This is a genomic window from Moraxella sp. HMSC061H09 (assembly GCF_001809255.1).
Taxonomy (GTDB): Bacteria; Pseudomonadota; Gammaproteobacteria; order Pseudomonadales; family Moraxellaceae; genus Moraxella; species Moraxella catarrhalis.
Genome location: NZ_KV796845.1, coordinates 16,021 through 38,271 on the forward strand (window position 1 = coordinate 16,021; position 22,251 = coordinate 38,271).

General features: G+C 40.8%; 18 protein-coding genes and 1 pseudogene. 11 read left to right on the plus strand and 8 right to left on the minus strand.

Annotated features, from left to right (window positions below; genetic code table 11):
• Positions 1–949, minus strand: a pseudogene (locus HMPREF2573_RS03875) (hypothetical protein); the annotation flags it as partial.
• 107 nt (positions 950–1,056) lie between these two features.
• Here HMPREF2573_RS03875 and HMPREF2573_RS03880 point away from each other — a divergent pair.
• The 3 genes from HMPREF2573_RS03880 (at position 1,057) to HMPREF2573_RS03890 (ending at position 5,775) form a co-directional block, all read left to right on the plus strand.
• Positions 1,057–2,388, plus strand: coding sequence for an MFS transporter (locus tag HMPREF2573_RS03880; RefSeq protein WP_003657442.1), 1,332 nt, complete (start codon positions 1,057–1,059; stop codon positions 2,386–2,388).
• A gap of 278 nt (positions 2,389–2,666) precedes the next feature.
• Positions 2,667–3,491: a tetratricopeptide repeat protein gene (locus HMPREF2573_RS03885; protein ID WP_003657443.1), complete on the plus strand. Its 825-nt coding sequence runs from the start codon at positions 2,667–2,669 to the stop codon at positions 3,489–3,491.
• On the plus strand, positions 3,460–5,775 hold the full coding sequence (locus HMPREF2573_RS03890) for a lipase family alpha/beta hydrolase (RefSeq protein WP_070472626.1): 2,316 nt from the start codon (positions 3,460–3,462) through the stop codon (positions 5,773–5,775). Before HMPREF2573_RS03885 ends, HMPREF2573_RS03890 begins: the two co-directional genes overlap by 32 nt.
• A gap of 121 nt (positions 5,776–5,896) precedes the next feature.
• On the opposite strand, the gene adk is transcribed toward HMPREF2573_RS03890, so the two are convergent.
• From adk to HMPREF2573_RS03920, 6 genes are all read right to left on the minus strand, one after another.
• Positions 5,897–6,553: an adenylate kinase gene (adk, locus tag HMPREF2573_RS03895; protein ID WP_038520231.1), complete on the minus strand. Its 657-nt coding sequence runs from the start codon at positions 6,551–6,553 to the stop codon at positions 5,897–5,899.
• A gap of 272 nt (positions 6,554–6,825) precedes the next feature.
• Complete coding sequence (gene ccmI, locus HMPREF2573_RS03900) at positions 6,826–8,088, minus strand: c-type cytochrome biogenesis protein CcmI (RefSeq protein ID WP_003657446.1); 1,263 nt, start codon at positions 8,086–8,088, stop codon at positions 6,826–6,828.
• A gap of 9 nt (positions 8,089–8,097) precedes the next feature.
• Positions 8,098–8,613 carry a cytochrome c-type biogenesis protein gene (locus HMPREF2573_RS03905; protein ID WP_042510389.1) on the minus strand — a complete coding sequence of 172 codons (516 nt, stop codon included), beginning with the start codon at positions 8,611–8,613 and terminating at the stop codon, positions 8,098–8,100.
• Entirely contained in the window at positions 8,610–9,200 is a 591-nt protein-coding gene (locus HMPREF2573_RS03910; protein ID WP_042510390.1) for a DsbE family thiol:disulfide interchange protein, read from the minus strand. The genes HMPREF2573_RS03905 and HMPREF2573_RS03910 overlap by 4 nt, the downstream gene beginning before the upstream one ends.
• 21 nt (positions 9,201–9,221) lie before the next feature.
• On the minus strand, positions 9,222–11,246 hold the full coding sequence (locus tag HMPREF2573_RS03915; protein ID WP_003657449.1) for a heme lyase CcmF/NrfE family subunit: 2,025 nt from the start codon (positions 11,244–11,246) through the stop codon (positions 9,222–9,224).
• Positions 11,247–11,422: 176 nt separating this feature from the next.
• The gene (locus HMPREF2573_RS03920; RefSeq protein ID WP_049149252.1) at positions 11,423–12,745 is read right to left on the minus strand and encodes a DUF445 domain-containing protein; all 1,323 of its coding nucleotides are present in this window, start codon (positions 12,743–12,745) and stop codon (positions 11,423–11,425) included.
• A gap of 263 nt (positions 12,746–13,008) precedes the next feature.
• On the opposite strand from HMPREF2573_RS03920, the gene rsmD reads away from it, so the two are divergent.
• The 6 genes from rsmD to HMPREF2573_RS03950 all read left to right on the plus strand — a co-directional run bounded on the left by rsmD (position 13,009) and on the right by HMPREF2573_RS03950 (position 18,056).
• Positions 13,009–13,617 (plus strand): 16S rRNA (guanine(966)-N(2))-methyltransferase RsmD, encoded by a 609-nt coding sequence (rsmD, locus tag HMPREF2573_RS03925; protein ID WP_003665437.1) that lies wholly within the window; start codon positions 13,009–13,011, stop codon positions 13,615–13,617.
• Between the two features lie 227 nt (positions 13,618–13,844).
• Entirely contained in the window at positions 13,845–14,966 is a 1,122-nt protein-coding gene (asd, locus tag HMPREF2573_RS03930) for an aspartate-semialdehyde dehydrogenase (RefSeq protein WP_003660239.1), read from the plus strand.
• A gap of 153 nt (positions 14,967–15,119) precedes the next feature.
• On the plus strand, positions 15,120–16,109 hold the full coding sequence (locus tag HMPREF2573_RS03935; RefSeq protein WP_070472629.1) for an asparaginase: 990 nt from the start codon (positions 15,120–15,122) through the stop codon (positions 16,107–16,109).
• The gene (gene truA, locus HMPREF2573_RS03940) at positions 16,106–16,912 is read left to right on the plus strand and encodes a tRNA pseudouridine(38-40) synthase TruA (protein WP_003660240.1); all 807 of its coding nucleotides are present in this window, start codon (positions 16,106–16,108) and stop codon (positions 16,910–16,912) included. Before HMPREF2573_RS03935 ends, truA begins: the two co-directional genes overlap by 4 nt.
• A 120-nt stretch (positions 16,913–17,032) precedes the next feature.
• Positions 17,033–17,254 (plus strand): translation initiation factor IF-1, encoded by a 222-nt coding sequence (infA, locus tag HMPREF2573_RS03945; protein ID WP_003657459.1) that lies wholly within the window; start codon positions 17,033–17,035, stop codon positions 17,252–17,254.
• A 133-nt stretch (positions 17,255–17,387) separates the two neighbouring features.
• Positions 17,388–18,056 (plus strand): esterase/lipase family protein, encoded by a 669-nt coding sequence (locus HMPREF2573_RS03950; RefSeq protein WP_003657460.1) that lies wholly within the window; start codon positions 17,388–17,390, stop codon positions 18,054–18,056.
• Between the two features lie 106 nt (positions 18,057–18,162).
• On the opposite strand, the gene HMPREF2573_RS03955 is transcribed toward HMPREF2573_RS03950, so the two are convergent.
• On the minus strand, positions 18,163–19,239 hold the full coding sequence (locus HMPREF2573_RS03955; RefSeq protein ID WP_003657461.1) for a porin: 1,077 nt from the start codon (positions 19,237–19,239) through the stop codon (positions 18,163–18,165).
• A gap of 607 nt (positions 19,240–19,846) precedes the next feature.
• Here HMPREF2573_RS03955 and HMPREF2573_RS03960 point away from each other — a divergent pair.
• Entirely contained in the window at positions 19,847–20,578 is a 732-nt protein-coding gene (locus tag HMPREF2573_RS03960) for a MiaE family protein (RefSeq protein ID WP_003673963.1), read from the plus strand.
• Between the two features lie 12 nt (positions 20,579–20,590).
• Positions 20,591–22,060, plus strand: a complete 1,470-nt coding sequence (locus HMPREF2573_RS03965) for an NAD(P)H-hydrate dehydratase (protein ID WP_003657463.1) — start codon at positions 20,591–20,593, stop codon at positions 22,058–22,060.
• Positions 22,061–22,251: the final 191 nt, after the last annotated feature.

Sequence of the window (22,251 nt, forward strand, 5' to 3'; positions counted from 1 at the left end):
TTTTTTTGGTTTCGTACTTGCCATGATGAAAGACATCGCCGATCAGCAATGGCACCTCATCCGCCACGGTAGTAAATGCTTTATCATCAGCACCTTCACCTCGTACCTCCACCGCTCGATAATCAATATAAACAGGTTCACCTAAATCATGGATGATGACATCCACCTCTCCGATGCTATTTCTTATGATTGATAAATCAATATCATAATAACCGACAGCACGCGCTGCCACCAAAGCAGTTTGCCTTAGGCGTGGGATAGAGCCATTCAAATCCATCGCTGACTCTTGGGTGATGTCTTCAAGTGCTGCTTTGATATTTGCATAAGGCTCTGTTTTTTGATGCGATGACCCAATCGCACTGGTTTCGCCTGATTGCGATGATTGATAAAATTTTGCCTTAAGCCTAGGCACCTTATTGACACCATCATTAAATAGGCGTGCATAAAGACGCTTGATCAAACCTGGTTTTTCAGGTTCTAATGTCGGTGGTACAACCACCTCACTATTAGGTTGCTCGCCTTGATATTCTGGAATATAATCATTTGGATTGATTCCCATCTCAGTAGATTCTTGAGCAAATAATTCCTCCAAGCTTAGCGGTGTGGTTTCTTCGATGACCGACATATCCAAACCCAAAGGGGGTGATTGCTCACCGATACGAGATATCGGCGATTGATCATCAAAATTGACAACATCCAAAGCTTGTGATTGGGGCTTAGCATTCAGTCCAGCAGCATTAAGGCGTGCTTGTATCTGCTCAGGTGTTAGCAAAACAGGTGGATTGCCTGCCTTTGCTTGATTGATGGCGGTGTCATGAGCGGGTATATGATTGATGATGTTTGCAGAGTTATTTTGTTGTGCCAATGCTTGCGATGTCATCAAAGGCAAATAAGCCGCCAATGCGACAGGCATAAAACTGCAATTTGCAAACAAAACGGGCTTTGACATACAAAAAAACTCAAGATAAAAAATCAAATTCCTGCTATTATAGCAGAGTTTGTACATGATGAAAGCCCAAAATTTACCCCAACTTTAGCTTAAAATACCGATAAATTATGGCAAGCCAATTAAACTTATTTCGCCGTCAAGTGTTTACATCAATGTTTTTTACTCAATTTTTTGGGGCATTTAACGATAACATTTTTAAGCAAGCATTGATATTAGTACTCACCTATTCAGCGGCAGCAAAACTTGAAACCGAGGTGAGCTTATTAAATAATTTGGCAGCATTATTATTCATCTTGCCTTATTTTTTATTCTCAGCATTGGCAGGTCAGATTGCCGATAAATACGAAAAATCTACCTTAACTGGGCATATCAAATTACTTGAAATCATCATCATGGCAGTCGCTGCTGTGGGTTTTATTTATGAAATATACAGCCTACTGTTTTTTTGCTTATTTATGATGGGTACTCAATCCACCTTTTTTGGTCCTATTAAATATGCTTATTTACCCGAAACCATGCGTCATGATGAGCTGGTTGCAGCCAATGGATTATTTCAAACCAGCACCAGCCTTGCCATTTTAACAGGCATGATGACGGCAGGCATCTTAACACAGCTATATTTCTCTGAATATTGGCTGGCTACGGTAACCATCGTTGTGGCAATACTTGGTTATTTATCAGCACGCCAAATCCCAAAAACTAAAGTTCATGCACCTGATTTATCCATCAATTGGAATATTGCTGGTACGAGCTTTGAACTACTCAAGTACCTGTATCATCTGCCCTTATTGTTTTTTATCACTTTAGGTAATAGTTGGTTTTGGTTTTATGGTGCAACTTTTTTGACGCAAACACCTGAAGTCACCAAGGTTTTATTACACGCAGATGAATCTGTGGTCATCTTTTTGCTGAGCTTATTTTCTGTTGGTATTGCCATAGGCTCACTACTGTGTAAAACACTCACCAAAAATCAAGTCAGCTTTCGCTTACTGCCTTATGGATTATTAGGTCTGTCAGTCTTTGCGATGGCGTTATATTTTTCTTTAAATCAGCTGTCTTTGGCATTACCTATTTGGCCGTATGCTGTGATGGATATCATACATCAGTTGCACGCTTGGCCGGTATTTATCGCACTGTTTTTATTGGGATTTAGTGGCGGCGTGTATATTGTACCACTATATACTGCCATGCAAGCATATGCACCCATTGATTACCGTTCACGCATTGTTGGGGCGAATAATATTTTAAATGCCATTTTTATGGTTATTTCTGCAATTTTCTCAATTATTATTTTGGCAGTCATCAAACTGAGTTTGGCTCAGTTGTTTGCCATCACAGCAATATTAAATGCCATATTCGGTCTGTTTTTATGTCTAAAATTAAAAAAATATGATCGCACTTTACCAATCCATACGGATGAAACGGCGATTTTGCCTTGATTTTCAATTTGCAACAAAAGGGTAAGATTTTATGCAAATTTTTGTAAATCGTTACCTTAAAGTAGCATAAAATCTGATATGATTTGACAAATTTTAGGATTTTAGATTGCATTTATCATTAATTTTTTAGACGATTGCCATCACATCATAAAATTTCGCCATTTTTCATATAAAATGAATTAAAATTGTGAATTTTTATCAATTTTCAATAAAATTTTATCAAGGGTTACTACACCCTAATCAATTATTCATTCAGTCATCATTATCATGGATTTTTTATGAAAAAATTAGCACTGACATTATCAGTTTTTACTGCCATTTTTGCCTCTACCGCCATCGCTAACACCACCTATCAAAGCCCAACTATGCGTGGTGAAATCACCGAAACCATCACGGCTCGTGCTGGCACTGCTGATTTACTACAAACCATCGTGCAAGGTCTGCCCGCACCCAATATTTTAATCACAGAAATCAAAAATATCCCAACTGTTACCATTGCCGCCAATACCGCAGGCACCGTCATTTTAGATGTTACTTTGGTTGATGAGTTTTTGGATGATATCGCCCCAAATGCTCGCCATTATCCAACCAATTTCCCAAATCGTACCGCTGAATATATCACGACAGAAAATATCAAACATCTGTCAGATTGGATTGAATCTTATGCCAGCACGCCTGATGCGTCATTTGATGTTGTCATTCGTGCCGCTAAATTAAACGGTATCGCAAGAAATCTTAATCTTGGTACAACCTATACAGTTCGTGCAGGCACATACATGCAAAAAGCCTTACAATTAAAACCAAATGACCTTGAAGCCAATCTGCTATTTGGGATTATGCTGTCTGAATCAGGTGGTTTTAAAGAAGGTCGTAAATATTTAGATAAGGCAGTTTCAATGGGCAATGTTGAGGCTGAACAAAGCATCGCTCAAGCAGATTTGCTAAATGACAATCGCACAGCAGCACTCAAACGCTTGCGTACTTTGGCTAACAAACACCCAAATCACGCCCAAATTGCTGAACAAATTCGTATTGTTGACAACGGTGGTTATTACATTTGGAATATCAAAGATGATGACATTCATGTCAAGCCCATCAAATAATGCGTTGGTAAGTCTATTATCTTCCGTACAGTCTCTTGATTGTACGGATTTTTTTTATTATGATAAATCTTGGCTGATTGTAGCTGATTTAAACCCTGACGAACCGCCATACGCTTCACCAGAGAAATCCATGCAGACTTTACCAATAAAACCAAGTAAATTACGCTTAGGTAAGCTTTTGTTGCCTGCCAGCTTAATGATGATTTTGAGCGCTTGTCATATGCTTATACCGCCCAAACAGACACCTGCCAAATTACTTGAAAAAACAAGAAGCAGTATCATTACAAACGGTCGTGTCAGTGCAGCGACACAATCTATTTTAGTTTCGGCAGGTTATACCCAAGAAAGTTGCATGGCGGATTTTGAAGCGTGTGTTGATGATGTTAGATCAATTTTTTTCATCGAAATGCCCAATCGTTTACAACTGTCTGTATTTAGTGAGTTGTATTATACATATGCTGACAATCTCATCGCCCAAGAGGCGTGTCGCATCGAACTTGCCAGAGCACCCATTAATCCTTATTATACCAATGCACCCATCAGTAAAGACATCGCTGAAAATCAGCAAAAAGCTCGCACTGAGTGTCATGCCAAGTATCGAGATGCACTTTATCAAACTGTCAAATATAGCTATGCTTATTTATTTTATTACAGCTTAGGCGGTCATGGTACTCCCTCATCTCTTCCCCAAGAATCTGATATCCGAACGCTTGATCTTTATCACCTTGCCATCAATGATTTAATCACTCAAATTTATCGCAAAGATCATGGTGCGTTTTATAATGCCAAATTTCAGGATGTGGTATCATCTGGGCAATTAGAACCTATCTACAATCAGCTAAGAATTGGTCGTGTTCTCAGCAATGACCACGGTCAAAATACACTGCATATCTCTGTTGGTGATCGTGATTTTTTGACAAGTAAGCTCAAACAACACGAACACAGCAGCGAGCTATTTTCTGAGATGATTTCTGCTTATGATTCTAGATTGCTGGATTTGGATGTCAATGCACGACGCTCAGGGCTTGGTGTCAGTTTCGTTGGTGCTATCAATGATCGGCACACCACCAGTATTGATAATCTCAAAAAGCTTGCACGCAATAAGGCCTTAGACGATCGCATTCATCATGTCGGGCACATTCAGCTTACCGCCATCATTAAACCTATGGGCAATACCATTGATGAGGTACTGTCATCACATGAGTTTTATGCCTATTTTTTTAATCCAAGCAATAACACTCATGTCAAAATCGGCGATACATCATATCCTTTGACAGCGAATTTTTCAGCGGGCTATGCGTTGTGGTTGGCTGAAAATCAGCTAAGACAAGTCTCGCTGACGAATATGATTTCTCGTTCTGATGCCATCGCTTTACCTGAACTATTTATGCTAAAACCGTATAATCCTGACCAAAAAGTCATCATTATGCTGCATGGTTTGGCATCAAGCCCTGCCACTTGGGTGAATCTTACCAATACCCTACTGACCGATTCTAAGCTTAATGAAAACTATCAAGTATGGCAAGTTGCCTATGCAACTAACCTGCCCATTTTAGAAAACCGCTATCAAATTCATGAATTAATCCGTCATACTTTTGCCAAGCTTGACCCCAATGGACAAGACAAAGCCAGTCATAATGCGGTTTTAATTGGGCATAGCATGGGCGGTGTCATCTCAAGATTGTTGGTTTCTGATACCGATTTGACCCAAAAGCTTCATACACTCGGTCATAAGGAACAATATAAGCTGATCAATCATCTATCCGCTGACCAACGCCAAACACTCTCCAATCGATTAGTATTATCATCATTACCACAAGTTGATGAAGCGATTTTTTTATCAGCACCTCATCGTGGTACAGATTATGCAGATCGCTGGTTTACTCGCGCTGCTCGGCGTATCATCAAACTGCCTATCGAACTGACCAGATCGCTTGGTACAATATTTACCAATGATATTCAATCCCAAAGCTTCTTAGGCACTTTATACCTTCAAAATGGTGCAAGCCAGTTGTCAGATCATTCTTCTTTTATGGCACTGACCAAAGATATTCAAATTAGCCCATCTGTGCGTTATCATAGCATTATCGGCAACCATACCAATACCAATCAACAAGGTGACGCTGTCGGTAAAACAATTTCTGATGGCATCGTACCTTATACAAGCTCGCATCTTGAGGGAGCGGCATCTGAAATTATTGTTGAAGGTAAACACAACACACACGAGAACCCAAAAACCATCGTACAGCTGCGTAAGATTTTACATGAGCATTTGGATCAATAATTTGATATAAGATCATTGAATATATAAAATCATTAAATCAAGGCACAATAAAGCCCATCATCAAAATAGTGAGTGATGGGCTTTATTGTCAAATGACCGAGTATTATTCAGATACTGAGTATTATTCAGATTTTAAAACAGCAAAAATCTCATCACGAACCGTATCGATGGATTTTGTTCCATCAAAGTCATGATATTCAGGGGCATTTTCGCCCGATTTGGCAACTTCTTGATAATGACTAATCAATGTAGCGGTTTGGGCGTGATATACCGATAAGCGATCACGCACCACTTCTTCTTTATCATCATCACGCTGCACCAGTGCCTCGCCTGTGACATCATCAATACCGTCAGTTTTTGGGGGATTATAGATCACATGATAAGTACGACCTGATGCCAAATGTGCACGGCGACCCGACATACGGCTTACGATTTCATCATCAGGGGCGCTGATTTCAATCACATAGTCAATGGCAATACCAGCATCTGCCAGTGCTTTGGCTTGTGGGATTGTGCGTGGGAATCCATCAAAAATACAACCATTGTCACAATCTGGCTGTTTTAAGCGTTCTTTAACCAAATTAATAATCAGCTCATCAGAAACCAATTGACCTGCATCCATGACACTTTTTGCTTGCTTACCAAGCTCAGTACCTGCTTTAATTGCTGCACGCAACATATCACCAGTTGAGATTTGAGGAATGCCAAATTCCTTTGATATCAACTGGGCTTGTGTGCCTTTGCCTGCACCTGGTGGACCGAGTAAAATGATACGCATCATGATGTATTCTCCAAATAAAACTGCCTGATGGCAAGCGGCTGTTAGTAACAGATTGTACTATAAAGCACATTGAGAAATTGTTCAAGTTTTTTATCATAAAATCCAATGAAATCACAAGTTTTTATGAATATTTATATTCACCCATTCAACCAACTGTCATCATGGGTCTTTGAGTACTTTAAGTAAAAAGACCTGATTATTCTTCTCAACATACATTTTATAAATTATCAATAAACTCAATATTAACCAATACTAGGCTTATAACTATTTTATGGCACAATTTGAGAAATCATCAAAGACACTTCGGTTTGTTTATCCAAAATGATCGGATTGGCTGCCAAATCGCCCGCTTTAGGCATGGCATCACCCAAATGGCTGATGCGTGCATTTACTACCAATGCCTCGCCCGCTTGGCGTGCTGATGACAGTATTCGTGTTGGCATCATGGCATCCATATCACTTAGTGTCACACTAACCGCTTGTTGACTCATAAGCTCACTGGCTGGCAGTTTTTTGACAGCATAAGGTGCGCCGCCTGATTGCCCACTAATAGAGACAAATAAGACATCATCAGGTCTTAGCTTGTCTACCAAGGCGGGTGCCAGATTGATGGTAATCGTCACACCTTGGGCAACAGCAGCCTGCTGATTATCAATATTTTCAACCAACTTATCCAAACTTGCCAAAGCTTCACTATGGTCACCTGAGCGTGCCATCAAACTTGAGCGTAATCTGGCAATCCATGCTTTGGCATTAGGATAATTACCTGCACGCACCTCACCCATTGCCATCATCATCATGGCACCTTCATGATTGGGTGTTTGGGTTAAGATTTGGGTTAAAATCTTATGCGTTGTTGCATCCATTCTGCCTTCATTGATAAAAAAATTGGTCTGTGCATAAGTTAATGCAATCTCTTCATTATCAGGCTGTAAGCGATTGGCCCGTGCCAATGCTTCTAATGCTTGTGGCTGTGCCTCGAGCATCATAAATAGCTCAGATAAACGCATCCAGCGATTAGCATCATCAGCATTGCGATGCACATTGGTTTGCATGGCACTGATGAGTGCCGTTGACTCTTTGGCTGCCCATTCAGGCGGTACATCAATCTTACCAGTTAATAAATCGTCCGCCACTTGACCGACTTTATCTTGAGCTTGCCAAAGTGTAAAAACTGCCGTACGATCGGCGGTCATCATATAAGCAATGACAGCCAATATCGGAATCCAAATCATGATAATTGCACGCCCTTTGATACCAACGGGCGTTTGTGCTTCTGTCGTCGTTTGGGCATCTATCAGCTGGCGTTTTAGTTCGGTGATTTGGGCTTGATAAGATGCCTCATCAATAACCCCTGCTGCTTTATCAGCATCAAGCTCAGCAATGCGTTCACCAAAAATCTGCACATTAATCGCCATCAGTTGATTGTCAGATGATACGCCAACTTTTCGCCAAGGTAGAATGACTACCAAAGAGAGCAATACCGTCAAAACAGCACACAATGAGAAAAATAAAATTAAACTTGGTGTCATATTGATGCCTTATTTTGTTGGTTTTGAGTCACTGCCATCCAACGATTTATTTTGATGATGTGCCAAGATTTTTTTAAGTTTTGCTTCTTCACCAGCAGATAAAGGTGCATGACTTGTGGGGATTTGCTTAGACCAAGAACGACCTTTTTGGGCTTTATAAATCCAGCCCAACAGCAAAAGTAACAAAAGAATGGGTGGAAAAAACCATAAAATCCATGTAGATGGACGCACAGGCGGCTTATAGCTGATAAAATCTCCATAACGCTCAAACATATAATTACGAATCTCAGCATCACTACGACCATCTTTGACCATTTCATAGGTTTTTTGTTTTAAGTCTTGGGCGATGGGTGCATCTGAGCCTGCCAAATTTTGATTTTGGCATTTTGGGCAACGCAGCTCTTCGATGAGTACGCGATACTGAGCCTCTTGCTGAGGCGAATCAAATTCATACAGCTCAAAGCTTGCGGCGGCGGCGGTTGATACGCCAATCACCAATACCATCATCAAAGCACACAAGTTCATGAATCATCCTTATGACAGGCTTTAATTTTTTTGGCATCGGATAAACCATCATCAGCAACCGCTGTCAAACAGTGTTGAATACCATCCCAATTTTTCTCACCAATCTCACCAATAATATGTTGATAAACAATGCCATTTGTCCCCACAACATAGCTTTCAGGTGCACCCATCAGCCCCAAATCAAGGGCAAAATCACCCGTAAAATCCTGTACAGAATAAACAAACGGATCTTGATTTTTATTTAAATATGCCAACGCTTCAGACAGCTCATCTTTATAATTCACACCAATAATGGGAACGCCTTGCTCATGCAGCTTAAGCAAAAATGGATGCTCAGCATGGCAAGTCAAACACCACGAACCCCAAACATTTAAAATAAATGGCGTATCTGGAAAATCTGCCTTGGTGATTGTACGTGTGGTATCGGATAATAAGGGTAAGCTTAAGTTTGGCAAGGGATTGCCCACCAAACGACTGGTATTAATCTCGGTCGGCTTGCCAAGTCGCATAAAGAACATCACCACCAGTATCATAAAGATAATCAGCGGAATAATAAACAACATCAAGCGTTTATTGGGTTTTGCCATGATAATACTCCTTTGATGGTTTTATTGGTTTGTCATGGTTTTGTTGAACTTTGATGAATATTTACCAGACTTGGTTTGGTAAATGCGATATCGTTTATCCAAAATAGCGATGAATGCACCGACAGCCATAATAATTGCACCCAACCAAATCCAGCGTACCATAGGTTTGACATAGACACGCACCGCCCAAGTATTCATATCTACTTGACCATTTTGAGTGCTGATTGGCTCACCTAATGCCACATACATTTCATTTAATAAACTTGGTCGAATACCAACTTCGGTCATTGGCATCATACTGACAACATAATCACGCTTTTGGGGATATAATACAGCAATTTGCCGACCATGCTGTCTAACAATGATGGTAGCTTGAGTGGCATCATAATTGACCCCTTGAATCATCTCAAATTCTTGTAAATAAAAATCATAGCCTTGAACATGTACGCTATCGCCCACTGTCATGGCAACATCTTTTTCAATACTCATACTGCTGGTCGCTGCCACACCCATCATACAGACAATCACGCCAATATGTGCAATCTGCATACCCCAGTAGCTTGGGCTAAGCTTGGCTAAGCCTGAAAAAATACCGCCTTTATGATGCTTTAGTTTATCTTTAATGTCTAAGATAATAAAGATAAGCACCCACAACGATAAAATCCCAGAGACATAAATACCATAATCAAACAATGGCTCTTCCGCCAATTGAGACACCATATAAGCCAGCGCAGATCCAAGTACAAATGCACCGATGGCACAAGCCATTAAGGTTGCTAAAAATGGGCGGCTATCGTGTTTATAACGCATGACAACGCCAACGCCCATAAATCCAAGCAAAAGCCAAGTGAGCGGCACAAACAATGCATTAAAATACGGAGGACCGACAGATACTTGACCTAATTTGAAAAAATCGGCAATGATGGGGTATAAAGTACCCAATAAGACGACCAATGTTGCAACCAACAAAACTAAGTTATTAACCACCAACATGGTTTCTCTTGATTTGAGACGGTAACTGCTTTCAACAGTCAATCTCCAACCACGCAATGCAAACATTAATAAGCCAAACCCAATAACGATTGTTAAAATCGCCAGTACAGCCAAACCACGGGTTGGGTCAGCTGCAAACGAATGCACTGAGGTAATGACCCCTGAGCGAACCAGAAATGTTCCAAGTAAAGATAATGCAAAGGCAAAAATCGCAAGCATCATCGTCCAAGCTTTAAATACACCTCGTTTTTCGGTAACAGCCAAAGAGTGCATGAGTGCCGTAGCGGCAAGCCATGGCATGAGTGATGCATTTTCGACAGGGTCCCAAAACCACCAGCCACCCCAGCCCAATTCATAGTACGCCCACCACGAACCCAAAGCAATGCCTAAGGTTAAAAATGTCCACGCAACCAATGTCCAGGGGCGGCTCCAGCGTGTCCAAACTGCATCTAAGCGACCCGCCCATAATGCTGCCATACAAAACGCAAATGGTACTGCAAGCCCCACATAACCCATATAAAGCATGGGTGGATGAAAAATCAGACCAGGATCTTGTAATAATGGATTTAAATCAGCACCATCAACAGGCAAACTTGGTAAAACACGGTCAAACGGTGATGAGGTAAAAATCATCATTGCAAGCATCATAACCTGCACACCGCCTAATATAGATAAAACCCGAGCACGCATCTGTAATGGTAAGCCACGGCTAAATACAGCAACCAACATACACCAAGTTGCCAAAATTGTCATCCAAAGTAGCAACGAGCCTTCATGCCCGCCCCAAGTTGCAGAAAGCTTATAATACCAAGGCATCAAGCTATTTGAATGCTTAGCGACATAAACTAAGCTAAAATCATTATATAAAAAACCTGCAATCAATGCCAAAAATGATACAGCCATCGCTAAAAACTGTGCCATCGCTAGACTTGGTGCCAGTCTTTGCCACTGTACTTGATGTTTGATAACACCGATGGCGGGTAAAATGGCTTGTAGCATTGCAAGTACCAACGCAAGCAATAGCGAAAAGTATCCAAGTTCTGTTATTAGCATAGTAAAACACTCATTTGCTGGCAAAATTTTGCGGGGCTTTTTGATGTTAAATTGTTATCTGTTAACTTATTATCGGTTAGCTTGGTTAGCTTATTATCGGTTAAACGAACCAACCCACTCCAAGATAACTCATATGGCGATATTCTTGTAATATGTACCAAATCAACGATATTTGACTAAAAAAAGATAATCACCAAATGTAACCAACCTGCCAAAAATCCCGTGATACCACCTAAGATAATTAAGGTGATCTCATCTTCTTGAAAAGCTGGTCTTAATAAATTTTGAAACTCTTTAGGAGTTAGGGCACGAATACGACTTTCAAATAATCCAAAAATTTTATTGGCTCGAGAAACATTGAGTTTGGGATCACGAATAGGCACCATCGTTGCATCGATGGATTTATCAATAATTGTATCTTTAAAGGTGTCAAGACTACGCTTATCCATACCCACTTTTAGGCTTGTTGCCACAATTGGATCTTCAAGCATCTCATAAAGATGAGATTTCACCAACTCTCGGGTTTTATCCGCTCGCCTGCCATACATCATTTCATTCATGATATTTTCAAGTGTTACAAGTTCATTGACGACAATTTCGGCAAAAACAGTTGAAACCTCATCCTGACGCTTCATAAAACCACCTTGCCAAGAATATTTATGCCAATGCGGGTGCATCCATACGATTCGTTTTTGATGATCAACCATCTCATAACGAAATAGGCGAACAAATGGGACAGTTTTAGGCTCAACTGGGTTAAATACCATCCAAATGGCAATCCAATTGGTCAAAGCTCCCCAAATCATCGCAAAAAAAGGCACTGTCCAATGCTGCGGTACAAAGTAAAAAATGGCCATTTGGAGCACACCAAAGCCAAAGCCAATCAAAGCACTAATTTTCCAAATAAAATTAATTTCTTTTTTGCCGACCCGTAAAAACATATCCACCATAAGCTTACGGTCATTTTCCATTTTGGTGACAATCATCTCACGCATATCTACGAGCGACTCAACATTATAAGTCAAATCCATGACCAAAGATTTCATAATTGCCGCCAAATGTGAGTGAGCGTGGGCATAAATACGGCGGCGTATGGCATATGGCGTATGCGTCCATAGAGTATAAGACCGCTCAAGCATAATTTCATCAATTAAGCTTTCTAGATTTTTATCAACGGTGGCAGTGATAAACTCCGCCATCTCTTCAGGTTCCATCGCCTGAAAAAACTCATCTAAAGACCCAAGTTTTGAGAGTGTTTGGTCAACAATAATACCAGAGATTTTGCCAGCCTTGGCAGGCACAATACCTTGCCACCCCACACCTTTTAAACTAAACGGCAGCCCAAAAATGCGTATGCCCCAAAATTTAATCGGATAAAACAACATCTCAAGTGCCATCCACACATGCGCCCAAGTCACAAATGCTGTGACAGGTGGGATGGTCAGCATGGCGATAAATTCAGGATGCTCACTTAAAGCTTGCCAAAGGGATGAAAACATAGTGTCAATCTTGGGATTAAGAAAGTTAAATGGAGTTTATTGATTAAAATCATGATATGATAACACATCGTATTGTAGCATGTTTTCATGGTGTTTGCGGTGATTTTATCAAAGGTAGCATTATACAAAATTAAAGAATACAAAATCAAAGGCAATGCACTTTTTGCGACAAAAATAGCCTTAGGCTAACGACCATCAATCATGCTAATCAATCCAAAACCAAATATTACTCTCGCCCAATAACTGTTTAAACGATCATTGTCATGAAAAAACCCACTCAAAAATCCACCAAAGCTGTCAACCAAGTACGCATCATCGGCGGTCAGCATAAACGCAGATTATTAAGCTTTATAGATGCACAAGGTCTACGCCCCACCCCAGATAGGCTCAAAGAGACACTCTTTAATTGGCTGACTGGATATTTAACCGATGCCAAAATTTTGGATACTTGTGCAGGTAGCGGTGCGCTTGGCTTTGAGGCTGTATCTCGTGGGGCAAAAACAGCAACATTGATTGAGCCAAATCTTGCTCAAGCCCAAATGCTTAAACAAAATGCCAAGCTTTTGAAACTATCAGACAAGCTAACCATTGTTAGCACCGATGCCATCAGTGCTTTAAACACCATGCACGATAGACACGATGCCTTTGATATTATTTTTATCGATCCGCCTTATACTCTCAATTTATGGCAGCCTATTTTAGAAAATCTGCTTGACAATGCCTTAATCCATGCTGACAGTAGAATCTACCTTGAGGCTGACAAACCCTTACACAGCATACTAGATGATGACACATCTGCCAAGTTCACTCTCATCAAATCAACCAAAGTAGGTCAGGCCATGGCATATTTATTAACACCAACACCCAATTAAATCCATCAAATCATGGCGTATTCATCCTAATATCATTGAACAAACACACTATTTTTAGCATCAAATCAAATACAATTTTTCTTAACTAAAAATAAACGCCCAAAGACCATAAAATGACTTGATTTTTTAATCATAAAAGGGCATAGTTATCAATTCTTTTTTAGTTCAGTCATCTGGGTTTGATTGAGCGTTTTCACCAATAAAAGGTATCTAAAATGGCAGAAAAAATGGTTGTTGGTTTGGTTGGGTGGCGTGGCATGGTTGGCTCAGTTTTGATGAGTCGCATGGTTGAAGAAGGCGATTTTCAGCACATTACGCCTGTATTTTTTTCAACCAGCAATGCTGGTGGTCAAGCACCAAGTTTTGATGGTGTGGACGGCGGTACGCTCAAAGATGCAACTGATATCCTAGAGTTATCTCGATGCGATGCCATCATCACCTGCCAAGGCGGTGATTATACAAAGCAAGTACACAGTGCATTGCGAGATAGTGGGTGGCATGGCTATTGGATTGATGCAGCCAGTAGCCTGCGTATGCAAGAAGATGCCATCATCATTCTAGACCCCATCAATCGTGATGTCATTGATAAGGCACTTGCTGATGGTAAAAAAGACTTTATTGGCGGCAACTGTACAGTCAGCCTAATGCTGATGGCAATTGGCGAGCTATTCCGTCGTGGTTGGGTTGAGTGGGTATCTGCCATGACCTATCAAGCCGCTTCAGGTGCTGGTGCGAATAACATGCGTGAACTCATCAAAGGCATGGGTGTTCTGCGTGATTCGGTGTCAGATCAGCTTGATGACCCCGCCTCAGCCATCCTTGAGATTGATAGAACTATTGCTGATACACAGCGTAGCGACGATTTTCCCAAGCAGCATTTTGGTGCTGTACTGGCAGGCAGTTTAATTCCTTACATTGACAGTCAGCTAGATAATGGTCAATCTCGTGAAGAATGGAAAGCTCAAGCTGAAACCAATAAAATCTTAGGTAAATCAGCTGATGAAACCATCAATATCGATGGTATTTGTGTGCGTATCGGTGCCATGCGATGCCACAGCCAAGCACTTACCATCAAGCTAACCAAAGACATTCCCTTGGCAGAGATTACAACTGCACTGCGTGAAAGCAACAATCCATGGCTTGATGTTGTTGAAAATGATAAAGCCGCCAGCATGGAGCGTCTGACCCCTGTGGCTGTTACAGGTACGCTAAATGTTGCTGTGGGTCGTCTGCGTAAACTGAATATGGGCGGTGAATACTTGACCGCATTTACAGTCGGTGATCAGCTGCTTTGGGGTGCTGCTGAGCCTTTGCGTCGTATGCTTGCCATCCTGCAAGGTCGTATCTGATTTTACAAAATCACCAAATTAAGGTGTGTCGTGACTGACGCACCTTTTTTTGATGGCTTTATTAGGCAGTTTTATTTATAATATTGAGTAAATTTATTCTATGAAAGCACAGTACATCTGAGTTGACATAGCCCTAAATACAGCTTAATTATTATGACACCTACCCAATCACCCATTTGCCTCATCTATGCTGGCGGCACTTTTGGCAGCCATGGCACACCACTATCTGCTTTGCCTGCTGAGATTTTTTTGCCAATACTCAGCAATCTATATGGCACAACTGATCATCATATAAAAATCTTGAACAATCAGATCATCAAAGACTCAAGCCTTATGACGCCATCTGATTTTGTGGGCTTTTATGAGCTGATTTTGACCGCTTATCATGATGGTTATCGAAAATTTGTACTCATCACAGGCACTGATACGCTCAGTTTTTTGGCGGCTTTTTTGGCACATGCATTTGATGAATTTACCGATTTAAGTCTCGTGATTACTGGCAGTATGCAGCCTTTATTATTGCCACAATGTGCTGATTTATCCATCAATTATGATAGCGACGCTTGGAATAATTTATCGCAGTCTTTGGATTTGGCAGCGGCACAGTGTGGCACATTTGTCCATTTTCATCATCAATCATTCAATGCCAAACATACCCAAAAAATCAATAGCCAAGCACCCAATACCTTTATGGGAGCGGATGCCATATTTAATAAATCATCACCACCATCGATCAATACCGCCATTTACTTAAATCAATTACCCTCATTGATTAAGCGTGCTAAATCTGTCAAGATTCGGTCAGTGTATGCACTGCCTAACGATCCTAATGCACTGGCTGATGAATTGTTGGTAGCGGCTGATGCTTGTGCGGGGATTTTGATTGGCTATGGTGCAGGCAATCTACCTAAGTCACAAGCCATAATTGATGCTTTGGCAAAGTTAACAGATCGTGGCGTTGCCATCATTTGTACCACCATGTGTGCCTATGGTGGCACAAATACGGACTATGCAGCAGGAGCTTGGCAATATGAACATGGTATTTGGGCATCTGGTTCATTAACCATTCCGTCTATTTATGGCCAAATACTTTGGCTATCCATCACCCAAAAGCTCACCGCTTGGCACTGGAAATCCTCATGAAAACACATACTTTGGCTGTCGGTATCGAATTCATCGGCACACGCTATCGTGGTTGGCAGCGGCAAGAAGAAGTCATCGGCGTACAAGCCGTCATCGAAAAAGCACTATCCACCATTGCCAATGAGTCCATTGAGCTTATCGCTGCTGGGCGTACCGATGCAGGCGTACACGCAGGTAATATGATTGCACATTTTGTAACGCACGCTGAGCGCTCAGCCCACAGTTGGTTGCGTGGTACAAATAGCCTACTGCCTGATGACATTGCCTTAAGGTGGGTTCAGCCCATGCCTGATGATTTTCATGCTCGCTTTAGTGCCATCGCTCGTCGTTATCGCTATATCACACTCAATCAGCCCTATCGCCCTGCCATTTTACACCATCAAGTCACGCATGAATACACTAAGCTTGATATAGATGCTATGATAATAGCCAGCCAATTTATCGTAGGTACACATGATTTTAGCAGTTTTCGGGCAGCTGCCTGCCAATCAAATCAGCCAGTACGTACAGTCACACATGCCAACTTGTTTCAGCATGGCAGCTACTTGATACTAGATATCCAAGCCGACGGATTTTTACATCACATGGTTCGTAACATCATGGGGGCGTTATTTGCTGTTGGACGAGGAGAAATATCCCCAGAGACATTTTATGAGCTGATGCTTGCAAAAAATCGCACTTTGGCACCACCAACCGCATCTGCTGATGGGCTATATTTTATCAATGCCTATTATCATAAACGCTTTGAATCACTACTACCGCAGATGCCACTAACGCCATTATGGCTAAACTTACCTGATTGATACTCAATCATGACATCAGGTACACGGTCATGATAAATCGTACAAAATCATCATTTGATGCTGTATTTTTCATCAAAAAAGAGTATAATAGACCAAATTTATTATTGATTACTTAAGATTATGGCAAAAAAAGACGATATTATCGAATTTGAAGGCGAGGTTATTGATACTTTGCCAAATACTTTATTCAAGGTTCGCCTAGATAATGGACACGAAATCATCGCCCACATTTCAGGTAAAATGAGAAAGCACTATATCCGTATCCTAACAGGCGATAAAGTCAAAGTTGAAATGACACCTTATGACTTAACCAAAGGTCGTATTACATACCGTGGCAAATAATCTGACAGATACGACAAACCCAATCAATTGGTTGGGTTTTTTTGGTATTTGAAATATGTGTATTTTGTGTTAGTTATTTTTGATGGCTGATCAATTTGAGAAGATGTGATTAATTAAATAAGTACTTTATATGATGGATACACCATTAACCATTCTCATCCATGGCTTACACTTAAGCCCTTGGTATATGAAACCTTTGGAGAAAAAATTAATCAATTTGGGATTATCGACCCATCGCTACGGTTATCGCAGTTTGATGCAGCCCATCGCCGTACACAGTGAAAACCTACATCAATATCTTACCCAAACCCATGATGTCAATCGCCCAATCAATTTAGTTGGGCATAGCTTGGGTGGTTTGGTCATTCGGCATTTTTTGGCAAATTATCCTGTCTGGCGGATACATCGCTGTGTTACCTTGGGAACGCCACACTGCGGCAGTCAAGTTGCACACTATGCCAACACATACCTAAAACCATTCGTCAATCAATCTTATTTGGGCGCACTTGATGGTACTTGTCCACAACTGCCCAATGGTATTGAGCTTGGCATCATTGCAGGCAATCGACCTTTTGGGCTTGGTTTGCCTTTATTAATGCTACACAAGCGATTACATCGCCTAAATAAGCTTGATGCTCAACATGATGGTACTGTCTTTGTTTCTGAAACAATACTTCAAAATGCCAAGGATTATTTATTACTGCCAGTCAGTCATACAGGGCTACTCACAGATTTGACTGTTGCCCATCAAACCGCATATTTTTTAAACCATGGTAAATTTCAACACCAGCCCAATCATTAATCGATACCAAAACACTACCTAAGCCATAGCTAACATTTAACCACCAAATTGATTATCGCAATAAAAAGCCCATCATTAAGATGAGCTTTTTTGCTTCGGGTAAAGATTAGAATTTATATTCTAAACCTGCGCCGATACCAAAGCCACTGTTCTTATAACCATCAAACTTTGTATCTTTGTGTGCATTTTTATGTGTTTCATTACTGCCCTCATACTTGACATTTTTACGCTCGCTGTTGACATAGCCAGTGTAGACATGACCTGTGGTGGCTTTATTAAAGGCATATTTACCACCAATACCAACACCCACTGACTCATCGCCATCATTACCAGCAACATTTTTAATCAAAGTTGCCTGACCATAGGCTGTCCATGGCGTGGCAGTTTTCATCTCGCCACTCACGATAAGGGTGTTTTCTTTTTTATCGCCTACCTTGCCCTCAGACAAAGGACTGGCTTTTTGATTTTTGGCAGCGACACCAAATTCTGAGATTTGATATAAAGCACCTACAGTCAATGCTGGAGAAACCGCATAGTTGCCAGATAGGCGAATGTGACTGTCATCACCGTAGTGAATATAAGTCGCACCTGCATTGATAGGGCCTGTGCTATAAGTTGCACCCACACCAAACTGGTCATCTTTGGCAAGACCGCCCTTGTCAGTATCTGAGTCAAATGCATACATAGCTAAGAACTGAGTACCATTATACTCAGGTGATACATAAGCAAAGGCATTGTTGGCACGAGGGGCATTAAAAGTAGGACCGATGTCAGCGACATTATTACCTTCCAACATGCTGGCAAAATCAACACTGTCATCAATAGTCGTTAAGCGACCAGCCAACAATGTGCCGTATTGTTTATGAGCAAGACCTAGGTAAGTATCACGAGATTTAAAGTTATCGCCACGATCAGCATCAATGTCAATCTTATATTCAAGTTGATACACAACATCAGTATTAGCATTTAAAGCTTCAGAACCTTTAAAACCAATGCGTGAGGTATTTGAGTTAAGCCCGCTTTCATTGGTATCTTCAGATAATTGTACAAGACCTGAATTATAAGTTGTATCAGTATTGTTGGCATCAATAGTCAAAAATGCTTTACCGTAAACAGTCGGTGTTGCTTGTGCAGCAGATACAGATAAAGCAGCGACAGCGGTTGCTAGAGCAAGTTTTTTCATGGTTTTCTCCACTGGAAAGGTGTATTCCCTAGTACAATCGTACTTGTCAATAAGATACACTGGCAAAATGCCGATGTATCGCTAACGATGATGATAATTCATCATGACACAGAGTAACATAAAATTACATGTTGTATCAATATGGAATACTAAAATTTATACTATGGCTATAGGATACCAACTTTAAAATATTTTGCAATACCTTAATAATTAAAATTTTTATAATATGAATAAGTATTTATGTAATATATTAATATATATAATATTTTTTGTATATTAAATTTGTATTATTTTGAATTATTACGATTTAATGATGATAAAATCAGCTCACTAAATTCAATAAAATTAAAAAATTTGTTACAATTTAATTGCTATTACCCACCTAAAAATCTTGACAAATAAAATATTTATAAACTTAATTTTAGATAGTGAGTGTAATATGAACATAAAAATATTGCATAACTGTAACGATTATAAATATATTGTTCAATGAATTGCCCAAAACTTTTACATTGATAAGTTTGAATATAAAACTTAGGTATTTGTCTATCATTTGGGTAATTAAGCTATGGTATAATAAATTTATTTATGACATTTTGGATGATATATGAGTGAAGCGATCACCGCCCCTGAAGATGATCTAACAGTCATCACGACCCATGCACGCACCAAGACAGATATTAGCCATATCCATGAGTTTTTAGGTTGTCGCACCTCGGAGCGTTGGCTAAACTTGGCATGTGAACATCTACCACTGCTACTCCAAGATCATGCCAACTGTGAAAAAAAGGCAGCAGGCACAGCGATGAATTTGATTTTTCGTTATGAATTTCATCGCACTTTACAAGAGCGTTTGGCTCAATTGGTGCGTGAAGAGATGCTGCACTATGAGCAAGTTTTATCATTAATGAAAGAGCGTAACATTGATTGGTATTATCTGCCTGCAGGTCGCTACGCCAAGGGGCTTTTGAAACACAAACGCACCCATGAACCTGCTGCAATGGTAGATGTGCTGATTATTGGTGCATTCATTGAAGCTCGATCGTGTGAGCGATTTGGGGCGTTGTCAGAGGTTATTGATGATGAAAAACTGGCACGCTATTATAAGTATTTACTCAAATCAGAAAGCCGTCATTATGAAGACTACTTAATGTTGGCTCGCTCCATCACAGATGACAGTATTGATGAACGGGTGGCTTTTTTTCGTGACATTGAATGTGAGCTGATACAGTCGCCTGATGATGAGCTACGCTTTCATAGTGGCACACCAAGCGATACTTTGATGGCAAATGGTGTGCCACCAATCATCTCATCGCCCAACAAGTTGCAACCTGATTAAAAGGCACTCATCATGTATCATTTTCCAACGCCCATCTATACAGCAAATGCGGTCAAAGACTGGCAGAATCGTTGGGTTGGGCTCGGTAATCGTAGTTTTGGGCTGATGCAGCAAGCCGCACTGATGATGTCCAATACACTAAAAGCTCATCTAAAGCCTGATAGCTCTATCTGTATTTGGTGCGGCGTTGGCAACAATGGCGGTGATGGTTATTTACTTGGGGTATACTTGTCGGAGTATTATCATGTATCCATCTACCCTGCCCTGCCTGCTAAGAGTGATGATGCTGTTTGGGCTTATCAAGATGTAATTGCTGCTGATTTACCTATTTTACAGTCGCCTATCGAAGCAGATATACATATTGATGCATTATTTGGCGATGGTTTGACACACCCATTGGATGATATTTGGTGTACCATCATTGAGCAGTATAATGCCATAAAAGGTACCAAAATCGCTATTGATATACCTTCAGGGCTACATCCTGATACTGGTATACCTCTGCCCTGTGCAACACAGGTGGATATGACACTGTGCCTAATGGCTTATAAAGCTGGGTTATTCATGGGTTATGCCAAAAACTATGTTGGGTGTATTATCAATCATCCGTTAATTCCCACTGATGTGTTACTTGAGCCAATTGCTATCATAAATAACCGCTTACCCAGCCTACCCAACAGAACCAGACATAGCAATCATCTACATAAAGGCGGCGCAGGTTCGGTCATGGTCATTGGTGGCTCTGCACTCATGGGCGGTGCTGCCTTGATGAGTGCTGAAGCTGCCATTCAAGTCGGTGCAGGTCGAGTCACGGTCATGACACATCCCAATCACCATACCGCCATCATCAGCAAAAGCCCCAACCTGATGCTTGGGCATATCGATAAGATTGACCAAACACAGCTTACTGAGATGACTGCAATATGCTTTGGCATGGGGCTTGGGCGTGATGACTGGGCTAAGAGCATTTTTAAAAAGTGGCTGGCAATACTAATGACACACCATATGCCAATCGTACTCGATGCCGATGCACTATGGCATTTGGCAAATCAGCCACCATCTCGCCTGCCTGATCACTGTATCGGTACACCACATCACGCCGAAGCTGGGCGACTTTTGGGTATCAGTGCAACACAAGTTGAAGCCGATCGTATGGCTGCCATTATTCAGCTACAAAATCACTATGGCGGACAGTGGATTTTAAAAGGAGCGAATTCTTTGAGTATTGATACTTTGGGCAATATCAGTATCTGTACCTTGGGTAATGCTGGCATGGCAACCGCTGGTATGGGCGATGTATTATCTGGTATGCTGGCAGGTCTACTCGCCCAAGATGCCACCTTACCCTTTGCTCAAATTATCGCTTTGCATGCCAGAAGCGGTGATATACTAAGCCAAGAGAGTATCAGTGTTGATGTCAATAAGATGGGTAATACTGCCGCCAAACTACTCAAAACCAATGCCATACCCTCTGATAATTAGCATAGTATCACCAAATCAGATAATAAAAACCTGATTCAAATCAACGGTTTGACCAAGGTTTTTATTGATGATAAATTGGAATTTGGCCACTTCTTGGTAATCTTCATCTTAATGGTTTTCATCTGTTAGCCTTATGGCATACATGATTTTTTAGTTATTATGACTGATTTTGCCATTTAAAATAAATTGCT